Genomic DNA, 15,749 nt, shown 5'->3' on the forward strand with positions numbered 1-15,749 from the left:
GTATCAAGTAAACGCAGAGAGTATTTTGATTTCGATTCAAATGCTAAAATTTACGACACCACCTATTTTGATACCACTTTTACCCAATGGAAAGATTCTACGCATTTAAATACTTTTTTTAATAAGGTTAGTTTTGGTGTAACTACAACTAATCTTGAAATAGAACCATACGTGAGTTTTCAAAATTACAAGTACCACCAATATTTAGGAGTTGATTCTATTTTTTCGAGTAGTTATGTCGGTGCTTTATTCAATTATAAAAAAAATAGAATAAAGTTGATGGCAGATTTTAACTATGGCATAAACGGTTATAATCAGCAAGATGTGAATGGTAACATCCATTTTACTTATTTGAATAATGACAAGTATGTGTTTAATTTAATGGTTGACCACAAATTAAACGAAGCAGACGTGTATTACAAGACATTTCGTTCGAACCATTTTATGTGGGACAACTATCAATTTGAGAAACAACAAATAACTTTTATAGGTTCTGAGTTTTATATTAACGCACTTGATGTTAAACTGACTGCCAATGCTAAACTGTACAACAACTTTATTTACTTTGATACTTTAGCCTTACCTGCACAACAAAACAAAAATGAAACGACTAGTACGTTTATGGCTGAGAAAGGCTATAAATTTAAAAATGTACATTTTAAAACGGCGTTAATTTACCAATTAACTTCTGATAGATATATTTTGCCTATGCCAACGTATGCTGGGCGACAAATTGTGTATTACGAAAACCGTATATTTAAAAAAGCAATGAAAATAAGAGTAGGATTTAATTTAACCTATTCTTCAAAATTTTATGGGTATGAGTTTATGCCGAGTATTTCGAAGTTTTATGCTCAAAATACTACCAAGATTGGCGATTATCCTTTTGTAGATTTCTTTGTAAGTACGCATTTAAAACGTGCACAAATCTTTTTTAAATGGGAACACCTCAATGCAGGGTTTAGCAACCATACTTATTTAACCACACCTACCACTCCATTTTTAGACCGCTCGTTTAAGTTTGGGGTTAGCTGGAATATGTTTGACTAATTAGCATTATCTTTCTAAGAAGTAAAAGTTGCGTGGTTTTGTTTTGTTGTCATCTAATACGAAGTAAGTACCATTGAAATAAAAACTACCACCATTTTGAAATAAATATTTTGGATAACCTATAATGTCACCATAAGTGTCATATTCTTTTTCAATAGATTTTATTATAAAATTTTCAGAAGAACGGTCATTTAAATAGGTGTATTTATATTTTAAACATTTAAATACCTTGTAATTATCACCATTTTCAATAAATATTTGAATTTCACTTTTACCATTCACTGTGTCTAACAAAGTGTAAATTTCTATATCGGTAGAATCAGGAATATAAAAAGATTTATCTTGTCCAAGGGCATTGTAAAAGGAACTTAATACAACAAAAAATATTAGAATGATTTTCATAGAATAAGTTGTTCGATTGTTAAACTCAAATATTATTAATTGAAGTTACTAATAATATTCAATTTGCCTTTCTAAATAATGTATTTCTTTATTAACATCTATCGAAAAGCTTTTTAACCAATTTCCATGCTCATCATAATCTTCAAACTTTATCGTTTTATAATATCCGTTTTCAGCATCATTTTGAAACTCTTCAATCAGTTCGCCAAAGTTATTGTATTTATAAGATGCTTTAATTGATGTTTTATCGACATCTGAGTCGTAGATAGATTTTTCAATAAGATTACTATTTGCATCAAATTTAAATGTCGTGCTAGTTGTTAAATCGCCATTTGGACTATACTCACTTTCTTCGATTGTATTTCCAAAATCATCGTATTTATAGATTGTTACACAATGTAAGGTTTTATCATCGGGGCTAAAATGTAACTGTTCAATTAATTGTTTTTTATTATTGTATTTATAGGTATAACAACATTCAAAAATACCTGTAAAGCTAAAGCGTGAATATTTAATTAAATTGTTCTCATCATCGTATTCTGATATGGTATCTGTCCAATCATCCTCATTATTAAAGTAATGTTCTTTTATAATATTTCCTCTTTCATCATAGATATAGGTAGTGCCTTGGTCGAAAATATTGTTGTGGTATGTCTTTTCTTCTAATTTTTTTCCGTTGTCGTCGTAGCGATATTTTTTCTTATATGTTGCCTCATCGCAATATTCTTCTTCATATTCTAACACGGTATTTTCGTTGATGTATTTGGTTGTTTTCTTTGTTATTGTATTACCATCATTGGTGTAATGCGTACAAATTTCTTGCTTATAGTTTTTTTTATAGGTATAACAGCTTTTACTTGATAATTTATTTTGTGAGAGATAATTATAATCTTCAATAATTTTACCTCTTTCATCATATATGTACAATTGCTTAAAGCCGTTGTCATAGGTATTATCAAAGCTAGAATTTTCAATCATATTACCTCTAACATCAAATCTATTGGTTGCAATACTTAATAATCTTCCTCTTAGTATTTCACCACGCTGTTCTTTGGCAACATAATATAATTCTTTAATACAACTGATATGTCCTTTTGGTTTTAATTCCATCTATTATCTATATATAATTTAATTCGGTAATATATTAAATATAAAAATATAATAATTAAAGCAAATTGTGTTATCTTTAGTTTTGATAAACTATACAAAAAATCATTTTTCAATGAGAGCAATTGTTTTTATTTTGGCATTAATATGTGTTGTTCTTTTTTGGGTGTTCCCAGTTATTACAACCATTTTTAGAATAGGTTCTGCACCAATAAATACAAAATGGTGGCAAAATGTATTAGGATTAATAGGTTTTCTTCTAGTTATTGGATTATGGAATGATGGAAATGTTGATGGTAAAAAGGATAAAGAAAAATAAATATATTTTATGAATGTATAAACAAAAATTTATGAATTTTTCTTACTGAATTCCTGTGAGAATAGATTTTTGGTCTAAATATTTAGTAGCCAAAATTATCTTGAGTGCCTTCATAAAAAGACCTCATTATTATTGTCTCATGATCAGTATCGTCATTATTTAATTCATGTTCTTCATCTTCAATATTAGCATCAATCTTTGGCGTATTAACTTCAATAGTAGCTAATTTGTCAATATTATTTCTTTCTTGAATTAAATTAAACTGAATTTTTTTTAATTCGAAAATTTTTGTTTGTTTCAATAGATTTAACTCGCTTCTGTCTAAATCCTTATAAGGAAAGTTTATTTTACTAATTGATTCTAATTGTAACAATAAATAATTATAGGCTTCAAAATCTTTTTTATTGTGTATAATCTCATCTTCAGTAAAGCTAAAATTTGGATTAAAACTATAAATAAATAACTCTTTATTGAAATTTATATGATGCAAACAATGATTTACATAACTTTCATAAAATTCTAACTTTAACAATGTATACGTTTCTTTTTCAATTAGTTGGTTTTGGTCTTTGGGGATTTTTTGATTGTTTAATTCTAGAAAATCAATAATAGTTTGAATGCTAACATTTAGCTCTTTTGCAATCAATCTTAATCGTTTTTTGTCTTGCATATTTTCGATTTTAAAAAAGATTATAATATTTTTATTCAGATAAACATCTAAGTCTTCTGCTTTTTCTTCTTAGCAGCCGGAAATAAAATGTTGTTTAAAATCAACCGGTATCCAGCAGAGTTGGGGTGTAGGTTTAAATCGGTTGGAGGATCGCCAACCATGTGGCGATAATCTTCGGGGTCGTGCCCACCATAAAAAGTCCAAGTACCTTTACCCATTTCGCCGTGTATGTAACGTGCAGAGTTTAAGGCTTTGTTTTCGCCCATTACCAAAGTGCTCGATTTTATAAACTGTTTGTTGTAAGCAGTGGTTTGTCCAAAAAAGCCTTTAATTAGACTTTCGTGGTTTTGGCAGAGCATGGTTGGAACAGGGTCCCACTTTGCAGAAAAATCAAACAAAGTAAAATTGTCTAAGTTTTGAGGTGTTTTAGCATGTGTTTCGGTAGCATCAATATCAGAAAACTCATACTCCAACGGGTTGGTTTTTAAGGTGAAGTCTTTAAACGCAAAGGTTTTACTATAATCCAATTTACTGTTATAATTGGGCGTTGTTCCATCTCCATCGTACATGTTTTCGCAAATGTCAATGCCTTCGGCAGCCAAAGCAATGTCTAAAGCATCAGTACCCGAACACATGGCAAACAAGAAGCCACCACCCATGGTAAATTCTTTAATTTTTTTACCTACGCCTAACTTTAGTTCTGAAACTTTAGCAAAACCCAATTTGGTTGCGGTTTCTTCATTAAACCGGACTTGTTCTTTGTACCAAGCAGCACTTCTGTATGCAGCATAAAATTTACCGTATTGCCCAGTAAAATCTTCGTGGTGCAAGTGCAACCAGTCGTAAAGTGGTAATTTGTCTTCAATAATATCGGTATCGTAAACTACAGTATACGGTATTTCGGCGTAAGTCAGTACTAAAGTAACAGCGTCATCCCAAGGTTGAGCAGTTTTAGGTGAGTACACTGCAATTTTAGGTGCTTTTTCCAATTTTACCACATCCATGTTTACTTCTGGGTCGGCAATTTGCTGTAAAATAGCGGTCGATTTTGCATCGGCAATAATCTCAAACGAAACCCCTCTTATAATTAATTCTTCTTCAATCGGTTTAAGGTGTTTCATCATAAAACTACCACCTCTGTAATTCAATAACCAATCAATTTCCAAATTGTTTTCGAGCATCCAATAAGCAACACCGTAAGCTTTTAAATGGTTTTTTTGAACATTATCCATCGGTATTAACAAATACGTGGCACTTGCCTTCTGTAAAGAAAGTAGTGTTAGAATTGTTATGATGAATAATTTAAATCTCAAGGTTAATTGTTGTTTGTTAATGGTTAATTGTTGTTGTTTTCTGAATAATTAAAAAGGTTTTTACTATTAACTAATTACTGATAACTATTAACTAACTTAAAACGGAGGCTCTTCAAAATCATTGTTGTTAAATGAGCTGTTTGGCGATTCTGGGAATGAGTCATCGTCGTCAATTTCGTCCATTCTTGAGCTACGTGTATAGGTTGTTTGTTCAGTATCAAAATTATCACCAATAGGCATGGTAGTAAAGTTGGCATTGTCAATTTCTGCAAATTGTTGATTGGCTTTATCCAAGTCTTCGAATTTAGCCAGTTCATTAATAAATTTCAATTGTACATCACAAACCGCACCATTTCTGTGTTTTGCAATAATAATGTTGGCTACATTTCGTGTTGGATTACCATCGGCATCTTCTACCAAACCGTAATATTCTGGTCGGTGAATAAACTGAACCATATCGGCATCTTGCTCAATAGAACCCGACTCCCTTAAATCGGAAAGCTGTGGTTTTTTATCACCACCTCTACTTTCTACCGCTCTACTTAACTGCGAAAGTGCTAATACTGGAACATTCAATTCTTTAGCAATACTTTTTAACGAACGAGAAATCATACTAATCTCTTGTTCACGATTTCCTTTTCCTTCACCACCACCACTCATTAACTGTAAGTAATCAATGATGATTAAGTCAATGCCATTTTTTGCCTTTAAACGACGAGCTTTTGCACGAAGTTCGAATATAGAAAGACCAGGCGTATCGTCGATATAAATTTTAGCATTGGTCAAATCATTAATTCTAGAGTGGATTTGTTGAATTTCATCAGCCCTTAAATTACCGCTTCTTAATTTCTCGGAAGATATTTCAGCCTCAGCAGAGATTAAACGAGTAACCAACTGAATAGAAGACATCTCTAATGAAAAAATGGCTACCGATTTTTTAAATTCGACTGCAGCATTACGCGCTAGAGAAAGTACATACGATGTTTTCCCCATTGCAGGACGAGCAGCAATAATAACTAAATCGGATGGTTGCCAACCAGATGTAACCCTATCTAAAGCAGTAAAGCCAGAAGGAACGCCAATTATACCATTGTCGTTATTTTTGGCTTTTTCTATTTGTTTCATTGCATTACGGACTAATTCCGACATGCTTTCGTAATTCTTTTTTAAGTTACCTTCCGCTACAGAAAATAAGTTGGATTCCGCTTTGTCTAACAAATTGAAAACGTCAGTGGTTTCATCAAAAGCATCGGTAATAATTTCAGATGAAATTCGAATCAATTCGCGTTGAATAAATTTTTGTGAAATGATACGGGCATGAGCTTCAATATTAGCTGCCGAAGCAACTCTATTGGTAAGTTGAGTAATAAAATATGCACCACCAACTATTTCTAACTCCCCACGTTTTTTTAATTCTTGGGTAACGGTTAAAATATCAATGGGTTCAGATTTAATAAACAGTTCTTGAATTGCAGCAAATATTTTTTGGTGCGATTCTTTGTAGAAACTTTTTGGTTGTAGAATATCAATAGCGGTATTTAACGCTTCTTTTTCAAGCATCAAGGCACCTAAAACAGCTTCTTCAAGTTCTACTGCTTGTGGTGGTAACTTGCCATGTTCTGCAAATGTGTTGGTGGCTGGTTTTACTCGTTGTCTTCCAACCGGTTTATTCGAATTAGTCATAGACTCAAAGGTACAAAATAGTGTATAGATTTTTGATAAAAGAAAAACGTAACTGCAATATATTTATTACGGTAATTAGTGTTTGATTATAAAGTAGTTACATTTTTTATAACAATTTGCTAACAGTAAATGAAGTAGAAAAGTTTATAAGCTTGAATTGTAAATCAAATTAATGTAACTTTATTTAATGGTAAAACGAATTACATATTTGTTAATGTTGTTGGTATTGTTTTCTTGTAAAAAAGAAGAAAACGATGATCAAGGTCCTGCCATTTCTATTTCATCACCAACTGAGAATCAATCTTTTACTGCTCTGCAATCCTTTACCATTCAAGGAGCTGTTTCTGATGATAAAAATATCTCATCCATCACTATTTCGTTACGAAATGCCAATAATATTAAGGTGTTGAGTAGTATTTCAAAAACGCCAAATACCACATCTTATCAATTAAACGAAACATTTGGGTTAAACGATTTGCATTTGCCATCAGGTTCTTATACGTTAAAAATAAGTGCTACAGATGGTTTTAACCAAACGGATAAATACATTCCGTTATTGATTAACGAATACCCCAAAATTAGAAATGGATTGTTTGTGTTTAGTAATATAGGCTCAACTAATCAAGCAGTAAAATTGTCGAACACACTTGTTGCAAGTAGCTTTTCTTCTGCGTTTGGAGATTTTTTAGGCGGTGTAGTCAATTCATATTATCAAGAAGTAATTACTTGTCCGAATTATAGTGGTGATTTAATTTCTACAGATATTATGTCCGCTGGAACAAATTGGAGTGTAGCCAATTTTTCTGCAGCTGTACCTAATTTTACAGGCATAGCCAAAGCAAGTAATGAAGTTTTTATTGCATACTATAACGGAAATATAAGAAGTTACTTTAATAATAACACATCAAATTATACAGGGACAGCATTTGCAAGTAGTTACGCTCGTAAAATGTTCAAACATGATAATTTATTAATTACAGAACAGCCAGAAATTTCGGGAGGGAAAGTAAGGTTAGTTAGTTATTATGTAGTTTCTGGAGCAATAAAGGACAATGTTGAATTGAATGAAAATGTAGTAGAAATGTTTAGTTTTTCTACCAATGAAGTGGTTGTGTTTACAAATGTGGGTGGTAATGGTACCATTAAGATTTACTATTTAAACACTAATGCAATAACAAATCCTTTTGCTTTGGGAGCAGGATTAATTACTTCTTGTACAGAAATTAGTAGTGGTATTTATTTAATTGCACAAGCAGGAAATTTAATTAAAGTAAATTACAACAATTTTACCTATTCTACTTATTTATCAGGCATTGGAGCAAACTTGGTTAAGTACGATAGTATTGCCAACGAAGTAGTAGTAACAAACGCAAATGTGTTAATCAGTTACGATTATTCTACAAAAAGTGTAAAATCTACTTACACTCATTCGAGTACAATTCTTGCATTTGATTTTTGGTATAATAAATAACGATTACGCTTCTTCGTAAACGCCCATTGAACAGAATTTCTTGATTCTTGCAGCAACCAATTTTTCTTTTTCTATTTCTTTTAGTTTGGCTAAATGTTTTAATATTTCTTTTTTGGTGATATCAAACATTTCTGTTGGATTGGTATGAGCTCCACCAATGGGTTCTTTAATTATTCCGTCAATTAATTTGTTTCCCAACATGTCGTTTGGTGTAAGTTTAAGTGCTTCAGCAGCAACCTCTTTAAAGTCCCAACTTCTCCATAAAATGGACGAGCAAGACTCTGGTGAAATAACTGAATACCAGGTGTTTTCTAACATCAATACTTTGTCGCCAATACCTATTCCTAAAGCACCACCAGAAGCACCTTCGCCAATAATAATAACAATAATAGGAACTTCTAATTGCGACATTTCTAATAAGTTACGAGCAATAGCTTCACCTTGACCTCTTTCTTCTGCCTCTAAACCAGGAAAAGCTCCTGGAGTATCAACCAAACAAACCACAGGTTTATTAAATTTTTCCGCCATTTTCATCAAACGTAAAGCTTTTCGGTATCCTTCAGGATTTGGCATCCCAAAATTACGGTATTGGCGCATTTTAGTGTTAATACCTTTTTGCTGACCAATAAACATAACCGTTTGTCCATCAATACTGCCAAAACCGCCAACCATGGCTTTGTCGTCTTTTACGGTTCTATCGCCGTGTAATTCAACAAAGTTTCCGTCAGTTATTGCTTTAATGTAAGCTAAAGTGTAAGGTCTATCAGGATGACGAGAAACCTGTACGCGTTGCCAAGCCGTTAAATTACTATAGATTTCTTTTCGAGTATCAAGAATTTTTTTCTCAATCTCTTTGTCAATTTTAGAAGTGTCAACGCCTTTTTCTTGGAGCTTCTTGTTCTCTTCTATCTGGTCTTCTAATACTTTTATTGGTTCTTCAAAATCTAAATATACAGCCATCTTTTTCCAATAATTAATGAGGGGTAAAATTACGAAAATTTGATAATGAAAAAATGGAAAATGAATAATTGCATTTCAATTTGTAATTTTCAATTTTAAAATGATAGGATGATTGGTTTTCCGAATGCTAAAATAAATATTGGGCTTAACATTATTGAAAAACGCCAAGATGGTTTTAACAACATTGAAAGTATTTTTTATCCAATCATGGACTTGTTTGATGTATTGGAAATCATAAAATCTAACGAGTTAAAATTTACTTCTTCGGGAATTGTTATACCTGGGAATGAGGCTGATAATTTATGTTTAAAAGCTTATCATTTAATAAAAGCAGATTTCGATGTTTTGCCAGTACACATTCATTTGCATAAAGTTATACCTATTGGAGCTGGTTTGGGAGGAGGTTCTGCCGATGCTGCATTTACATTAAAGTTATTGAATCAAATTTTTGCACTTAACATAACTAATGATGAGTTGATTAATTATGCCAGAAAATTAGGTAGCGATTGTGCTTTTTTTATCAAAAACAAACCAGTTTATGCTTTTGGTAAAGGCGATGAATTTGAAGAGGTTGTTTTGGATTTGTCTAAGTATGAGATAAAAGTAGCCTATCCAAATATCCATATTGGAACTGCCGAAGCGTATGCTGGAGTGAATCCATACCCACCAAAGGTTAACTTAAAAGAGTTGATAAAACTTCCTATTAAAGATTGGAAAAATAACATTAAGAACGATTTTGAAGATTCTATTTTTCTGAATCATTCTCAAATTAAAGCGTTAAAAGATAAATTTTACTCTGATGGAGCTGTTTATGCGTCCATGACAGGTAGTGGTTCGGCTGTTTTTGGGATATTTAACAAATAATTATTATGTATAAATTATGAAGAAATTAATTCTGTTTTTTTTAATTGGATTCAATATTTTGAATGCTCAAAATATAAAGGAATTGGAAGCACTTTCTAAGGAGGGGAAATTGAATCTTGTTCCAATGTATGGAAATGGGTTGGTTGAAAAACCTGAAGAATATAAACTTTTAGACTTGAAGTTTATTGAAGATGCAATTAGAGAAAACGGAAGCAGAGATAGTGCTATTATCAACTATAATAAATTTGGATGGTCACATCTTTTTTCAGGAGATGTCAAAACATCGATGAAAAGATTTAATCAAGTTTGGTTGCTTGATTCTAATAATGCGGCTTGTTATTTTGGGTTTAATATTGTTTTTAATTTGATTAAAAATAATCCTAATTCATATTTTGAATCCAAACTGGTAAAAGTACAGGGAGTGGAAAACCCACAGGAATATTATAAAATGGGTCAGCAAAGAGATTTTAAGTATGAACATGAAAGAAAAGCTCTTTCGTTGTCTTTAATACTTTTTACTAAGTTTGGAAAGTATGAAGAAGTTATAATTTCTGCGACTAAATTATTAGAGTTTGATGATAGGGATTCCAATGCTTTGGACTATAGAGAAACAGCTTATATTGAATTAAAAGAATACAAGAATGCTTTAGAAGACTTAATAAAATTAGAAAAGATTAAAACGTCTAAAGAATATCTCTATAATGATTTTGGCTATTGTTATCAAAATCTTGGAGATACAATTGCAGCACTTAGATATTATGATTTAGCAAATCAAATGAACTCAAATTTCTTAAATCCAGTTTTTAATAGCACTGTATTGTATTTGCAGTTGAATCGATTTGATGACGCTTTAATTCAAATTGAAAAATGTCTGGCAATTAAAAACGATGTTGCTGAATTTCATAAAGTAAAAGGAGAGATTTTGCTAAAAATGAATAAAAAAGATGATGCAATGATTAGTTTGAAAAAGGCTAAATCAATGGGAGATAAAGAAGCAGCTAAAATAATAAAAGAGAATAAATAAAAATCACCTTCATTCCTGCGTATGCAGGAAACCAGCTTTTAGTAGATGGATTCCTGATCTTCGTTGCACTTTGTCAGGAATGAAAAAGACATAGATTACTTCGGAGCTTTCTTCAATAAATACAAAGCCAAAATACTATACAGTACGTTTGGAATCCAAACAGCAACAATGGCAGGCACGCCAGAGCTTTTTGCAAAGGTGGACGATATTTGCATAAATAAAATGTAAGAAAAGCTAATAAGTAAGCCCAAACCAATATGTAAGCCAATGCCACCACGAACTTTTCGGCTCGATAAAGAAACGCCAATAATAGTTAGCACAAAAGTGGCAAAGGGATAGGCTGCTCGTTCTTGTTTTTTTATTTCGCAATCAATTACATAACTTGACCCTTTAAACTTTTCTTCGGCAATCAATTCGTTCAACTCAAAGTAGTTTTTGGTTTCAATAAAATTATCACGACGCCTAAATTCGCTAGGTGTAAAATTCATTAAGGTATCTTTCTGAAATCCTTTGGTAATGGTTTCGTTTAAACCATCTAAATGCCTCTCGGTATAATTGTTTATTTCCCAAGAATTTTTAATGCTATCCCAACGAACGTTATCAGACAATAATTTATAAGTCAATTTTCCGTTTTCAAAGGTTTCTATCGAAAAATTTACTCCCATGTTTAAGTCAACATTGTAATTTGACATATAAATAAAAGTCTTGGGGTCAATTTGAACGTGAATGTGGCTAGAGTGATTTATTAATTTATTTCGGTAGTACACCTCCTCAAAAGCTAATCGTTCTTTGTTTGCGTTAGGTATTAAAAAGTTGTTTAAGTAAAACGATAGAATGGCTAATACAAAAGCAGAAATTAAATATGGACGAAGTAATCGCTTAAAACTTACGCCACCCGATAAAATGGCTACGATTTCGGAATTACTTGCCATTTTTGAAGTAAAAAATATAACCGCTATAAAAACAAAAAGCGGACTGAATTGATTCACCAAATAAGGCACAAAATTGAAATAGTAATCTACAATAATACCCTTTATAGGAGCTTTTCGTTCAATAAAATCGCGCATTTTTTCTGATAAATCGAACACCACAATAATGGGTACAATTAATAGCAACGAAAAGAAAAACGTTCCTAAAAATTTTTTGATGATATAGATGTCAATTTTCTTTAACAAAACGCTAATTATAATTTTTGCCCTAATTTTTTAACCATCATATCTTTCCATGAACTGAATGTACCAGCTAAGATTTGTTCGCGAGCTTCAGTTACTAACCACAAATAAAACGCTAAATTGTGTATGGTAGCAATTTGAGCACCTAAAATTTCTTTTGAAACAATTAAATGGCGTAAATAAGCTTTTGAATAAAAATTATCTACATAACTTGTTCCGTTAGGGTCGATAGGAGTAAAATCGTTTTCCCATTTCTTGTTTTTAATGTTGATAGTTCCTTCAGAAGTAAACAACATGCCGTTACGAGCATTTCGGGTTGGCATTACGCAATCAAACATGTCAATACCCAAAGCAATGTTTTCTAATAAGTTTAACGGTGTGCCAACACCCATTAAATATCGAGGTTTGTCTTCTGGTAAAATATTGGTAACAATGTCGCACATTTCATACATTTCATCATCGGGCTCACCAACCGATAAACCTCCAATGGCATTTCCTTCACGCTCAAACGAAGCGATTTTTTCGGCAGACTGAACACGTAAATCTTTGTACGTACTACCTTGTACAATTGGAAAAAGTGTTTGAGAATATCCATACAACGGGTCGGTAGTATCAAATCGTTCGCAACAACGTTTTAACCAACGATGAGTCATGTGCATCGAATTTTTAGCGTATTTGTAATCGCAAGGGTAGGGCGTGCACTCATCAAAAGCCATAATAATGTCAGCTCCAATAATCCGCTGAATATCCATAACTCCCTCTGGAGTAAACAAGTGCTTAGAACCATCAATATGAGATGAAAATGTAGCTCCTTCTTCTTTTATTTTTCTCCTTCCTGATAAAGAATATACTTGGTAACCACCACTATCGGTTAAAATTGGACCATTCCAATTTATAAATTTGTGCAAACCACCAGCTTCTTGTAACACATCTAATTTTGGACGTAAATACAAGTGGTAAGTATTTCCAAGTATAATTTGAGCTTTAATATCTTCTTTTAGTTCGTGTTGGTGAACGCCTTTCACTGTTCCAGCAGTACCAACAGGCATAAAAATAGGTGTTTTTATTTCGCCATGGTCGGTAGTAATTGTTCCTGCTCTAGCTTTCGACTTCGGGTCTTTCTTTTCTAATTTAAATTTCATTCGGTGATATTCAACAATTTTTATTAACTCGGTTTGTTTAAAACTTGGTCAAAGATAATTAATTAGGCACAAGTAAGATTGTACTTTTGATGAAGTATTAAATAAAATTAAAACTCAATGAACAAAGTCATCACCGAACAATTTCTTTTTGTTGAATTTAACCATTGGTTAGATTTTGTGGTGGTGGCATTTTTAGTGATGTTTTTAATTCAATTGTTTTATTACTTGGGGGTGTTTTCAAGATTCGCTTTTGCAAAACCAAGTGAAGAAAATGAAAGTAGTCAAGAACCAGTTTCGGTGGTTATTTGTGCTAAAAATGAGCGAGATAATTTGTTGAATTTTTTACCAGAATTTTTATCCCAAGATTATCCAATTTTTGAAGTGGTTGTGGTAAACGATAACTCTGTTGATGATACCGAAGATGTGCTTAAAGCCTATTCGTTACAATATCCTACACTCAAAATTGTAACGCTGCCCGATAGCGATAGGTTTTATGGTAGCAAAAAATTTGCGTTAACTTTAGGTATTAAAGCGGCTAAATACGACAATGTGTTGTTAACCGATGCTGATTGCAGACCCGTTTCATCGAAATGGATAAAATCAATGAGTAAGTATGCCGACAAAAAAGAAATTATTTTAGGGTTTGGAGCTTACGAAAAACAACCGGGTTTTTTGAATAAACTAATTCGTTTTGAAACCTTGTTTACCGCCATGCAGTATTTTTCATTAGCCTTATGCAAAATGCCTTACATGGGTGTTGGAAGAAATTTGGCTTACAAAAAAGAACTGTTCTTTAAAGTAAAAGGATTCTCAAAACACCAGCATATTCTTTCGGGCGACGATGATTTGTTTGTTAACGAAGTTGCCAATAAAACCAATACGAGCATAGCCTTTGAAAAAGATGCGCAAACCATTTCTTTACCAAAAACTACTTTTTCCGCGTGGTTAAAACAAAAGAAAAGACATTTGTCAACGGGTAAATATTACAAGTTCAAACATAAAGTTGTTTTAGGGTTGTACCCATTTTCTTTATTTCTTTTAATCTGTTGCTTTTTGCTATTGGTCGTTACTCAAACATCGGTTTATCTAATACTTACCTTATTACTTATCAGATATCTAACACAAATGCTTATATTTAAGCTTTCTATTGATAAATTGGAAGGAAAAGATTTGATGCTGTTAATTCCTGTTTTAGAATTATTTTATCTTGTTTTTCAACCAATTTTATTAATAGCTAATTTTGTAAAAAAGAATAGTAGATGGAGCTAAACCCAGAATCGAATTTATCACCTAAAGCTCAAGTTGATTTTGACTTGGTAATTAGAGCTCGTGAGCACCACGATGAGAAGGCTTATGCTGAATTGATGGATAAATATCGAGATTCTATTTTTTACATGATGCTTAAAATGGTGAAGAATACCGACGATGCTGATGATTTAACCATTGAAGCCTTCGGAAAAGCATTTAATCGCTTACATCAATATACTCCTAACTATGCATTTAGTACGTGGTTGTTTAGAATTGCCACCAACAATTGTATTGATTTTATTCGTAAAAAACGAATGAATACTTTTTCGTTGGATAAAGATATTGATACCGAAGATGGAGGTATGTCGTTTGAGGTTAAAGATGAAAACCTTGACCCTGAAGAACGATTCATTAGAAAGCAGAAAATTAGAATAATGCGAGAAATTGTTGACCAACTAAAACCTAGATACAAAAGTTTAGTGGTGCTTCGTTATTTTAGAGAGTATTCGTATGAAGAAATTGCTGAAGAAACCGATTTGCCAATTGGTACAGTAAAAGCTCAGTTGTTTAGAGCTAGAGAGCAGCTTTATGCGTTGATGATAGGTAAAAAAGGCTCGTTTTAACATATAGTTAGAAGTTTATAAGGTGAATAGTTTAATCTAAAAATGTCTTCCTCTAAACTCATTTTGAACATAATAACAACATATTTTCCAGATTTAACTGAACTGCAAGTAGAACAATTTGCTAGGTTAAAAGAGTTGTACCAATTGTGGAACGACCAAATCAATGTGATTTCACGTAAAGATTTAGAAGAGCTTTATGAACGTCATGTTTTACATTCGTTAGGTATTGCCAAAGTAGTTTCGTTTAAAGCTGGCACTAAAATTTTGGATGTTGGTACTGGAGGAGGTTTTCCAGGTATACCGTTGGCTATTTTGTTTCCTGATTGTGAGTTTGTGTTAGTAGATTCTATTGGTAAAAAAATAAAAGTGGTTAGTGAAGTAGCAACAGCATTAGAACTGCAAAATGTAAAAGCTATAAATGCTCGAGCAGAAGATGTGTCAGGTCAGTTTGATTTTGTGGTAACACGAGCAGTGGCTAGAATTAACAAGTTTTTACCTTGGGTAAAAGGAAAATTAAGCCCTGATAGTTTTAACGATATTAAAAATGGCGTGCTGTTTTTAAAAGGTGGAGATTTAACAGAAGAAATTGCTGAAAGCAACAAACAAGTGGAGTTGTTTCCATTATCGAATTACTTTAAAGAAGCATTTTTTGAAACTAAAGAGGTGCTTTATACTAGGGTGAAGAAGTAGTCAGTCATTAG

At 32.2% G+C, this 15,749-nt stretch carries 16 protein-coding genes (1 of these 16 running past the window's edge); 8 read left to right on the forward strand and 8 right to left on the reverse strand.

The window, feature by feature from the left end:
• On the forward strand, nt 1-1,050 hold the 3' portion of the coding sequence (locus H6589_00815) for a hypothetical protein (protein MCB9173128.1). 741 nt of this gene lie to the left of the window's left edge; the window shows 1,050 of its 1,791 coding nt (coding positions 742-1,791); its start codon lies beyond the left edge, outside the window; its stop codon occupies nt 1,048-1,050.
• 6 nt (nt 1,051-1,056) lie between these two features.
• Here the strand turns inward: H6589_00815 and H6589_00820 are convergent, their stop codons facing one another.
• A complete protein-coding gene (locus tag H6589_00820; protein ID MCB9173129.1) occupies nt 1,057-1,452 on the reverse strand; it encodes a hypothetical protein in 396 nt (131 codons plus the stop codon).
• Between the two features lie 48 nt (nt 1,453-1,500).
• The gene (locus tag H6589_00825) at nt 1,501-2,562 is read right to left on the reverse strand and encodes a hypothetical protein (GenBank protein MCB9173130.1); all 1,062 of its coding nucleotides are present in this window, start codon (nt 2,560-2,562) and stop codon (nt 1,501-1,503) included.
• Nucleotides 2,563-2,674: 112 nt separating this feature from the next.
• Between H6589_00825 and H6589_00830 the strand changes: the two genes are divergently transcribed.
• Entirely contained in the window at nt 2,675-2,878 is a 204-nt protein-coding gene (locus tag H6589_00830; protein ID MCB9173131.1) for a hypothetical protein, read from the forward strand.
• A gap of 82 nt (nt 2,879-2,960) precedes the next feature.
• Here the strand turns inward: H6589_00830 and H6589_00835 are convergent, their stop codons facing one another.
• The 3 genes from H6589_00835 to dnaB all read right to left on the reverse strand — a co-directional run bounded on the left by H6589_00835 (nt 2,961) and on the right by dnaB (nt 6,544).
• Nucleotides 2,961-3,548 carry a hypothetical protein gene (locus H6589_00835; GenBank protein ID MCB9173132.1) on the reverse strand — a complete coding sequence of 196 codons (588 nt, stop codon included), beginning with the start codon at nt 3,546-3,548 and terminating at the stop codon, nt 2,961-2,963.
• A gap of 47 nt (nt 3,549-3,595) precedes the next feature.
• Nucleotides 3,596-4,861, reverse strand: coding sequence for an asparagine synthetase B (locus H6589_00840; GenBank protein MCB9173133.1), 1,266 nt, complete (start codon nt 4,859-4,861; stop codon nt 3,596-3,598).
• A 96-nt stretch (nt 4,862-4,957) separates the two neighbouring features.
• Nucleotides 4,958-6,544, reverse strand: a complete 1,587-nt coding sequence (gene dnaB / locus H6589_00845) for a replicative DNA helicase (protein MCB9173134.1) — start codon at nt 6,542-6,544, stop codon at nt 4,958-4,960.
• Nucleotides 6,545-6,731: 187 nt separating this feature from the next.
• On the opposite strand from dnaB, the gene H6589_00850 reads away from it, so the two are divergent.
• Entirely contained in the window at nt 6,732-8,015 is a 1,284-nt protein-coding gene (locus H6589_00850; GenBank protein ID MCB9173135.1) for a hypothetical protein, read from the forward strand.
• A 3-nt stretch (nt 8,016-8,018) separates the two neighbouring features.
• Here H6589_00850 and H6589_00855 read toward each other — a convergent pair whose 3' ends face one another.
• Nucleotides 8,019-8,975 (reverse strand): acetyl-CoA carboxylase carboxyltransferase subunit alpha, encoded by a 957-nt coding sequence (locus H6589_00855; GenBank protein ID MCB9173136.1) that lies wholly within the window; start codon nt 8,973-8,975, stop codon nt 8,019-8,021.
• A 108-nt stretch (nt 8,976-9,083) separates the two neighbouring features.
• Between H6589_00855 and H6589_00860 the strand changes: the two genes are divergently transcribed.
• Together H6589_00860 and H6589_00865 are read left to right on the forward strand one after the other, a co-directional pair.
• The gene (locus H6589_00860; protein MCB9173137.1) at nt 9,084-9,839 is read left to right on the forward strand and encodes a 4-(cytidine 5'-diphospho)-2-C-methyl-D-erythritol kinase; all 756 of its coding nucleotides are present in this window, start codon (nt 9,084-9,086) and stop codon (nt 9,837-9,839) included.
• 16 nt (nt 9,840-9,855) lie between these two features.
• Nucleotides 9,856-10,863: a hypothetical protein gene (locus H6589_00865; GenBank protein MCB9173138.1), complete on the forward strand. Its 1,008-nt coding sequence runs from the start codon at nt 9,856-9,858 to the stop codon at nt 10,861-10,863.
• A 95-nt stretch (nt 10,864-10,958) separates the two neighbouring features.
• On the opposite strand, the gene H6589_00870 is transcribed toward H6589_00865, so the two are convergent.
• A complete protein-coding gene (locus H6589_00870; GenBank protein MCB9173139.1) occupies nt 10,959-12,038 on the reverse strand; it encodes an LptF/LptG family permease in 1,080 nt (359 codons plus the stop codon).
• An 8-nt stretch (nt 12,039-12,046) separates the two neighbouring features.
• The gene (tgt, locus tag H6589_00875; protein ID MCB9173140.1) at nt 12,047-13,177 is read right to left on the reverse strand and encodes a tRNA guanosine(34) transglycosylase Tgt; all 1,131 of its coding nucleotides are present in this window, start codon (nt 13,175-13,177) and stop codon (nt 12,047-12,049) included.
• A 117-nt stretch (nt 13,178-13,294) separates the two neighbouring features.
• On the opposite strand from tgt, the gene H6589_00880 reads away from it, so the two are divergent.
• From H6589_00880 to rsmG, 3 genes are read left to right on the forward strand one after another with little or no spacing between them, the layout of a single operon-like run.
• Nucleotides 13,295-14,446, forward strand: a complete 1,152-nt coding sequence (locus H6589_00880; protein MCB9173141.1) for a glycosyltransferase — start codon at nt 13,295-13,297, stop codon at nt 14,444-14,446.
• The gene (locus tag H6589_00885) at nt 14,437-15,048 is read left to right on the forward strand and encodes a sigma-70 family RNA polymerase sigma factor (protein ID MCB9173142.1); all 612 of its coding nucleotides are present in this window, start codon (nt 14,437-14,439) and stop codon (nt 15,046-15,048) included. Before H6589_00880 ends, H6589_00885 begins: the two co-directional genes overlap by 10 nt.
• A 42-nt stretch (nt 15,049-15,090) precedes the next feature.
• Nucleotides 15,091-15,738, forward strand: coding sequence for a 16S rRNA (guanine(527)-N(7))-methyltransferase RsmG (rsmG, locus tag H6589_00890; protein MCB9173143.1), 648 nt, complete (start codon nt 15,091-15,093; stop codon nt 15,736-15,738).
• Nucleotides 15,739-15,749: the final 11 nt, after the last annotated feature.

Source organism: Flavobacteriales bacterium, assembly GCA_020635795.1.
Classification (GTDB): domain Bacteria; phylum Bacteroidota; class Bacteroidia; order Flavobacteriales_E; family Vicingaceae; genus Vicingus.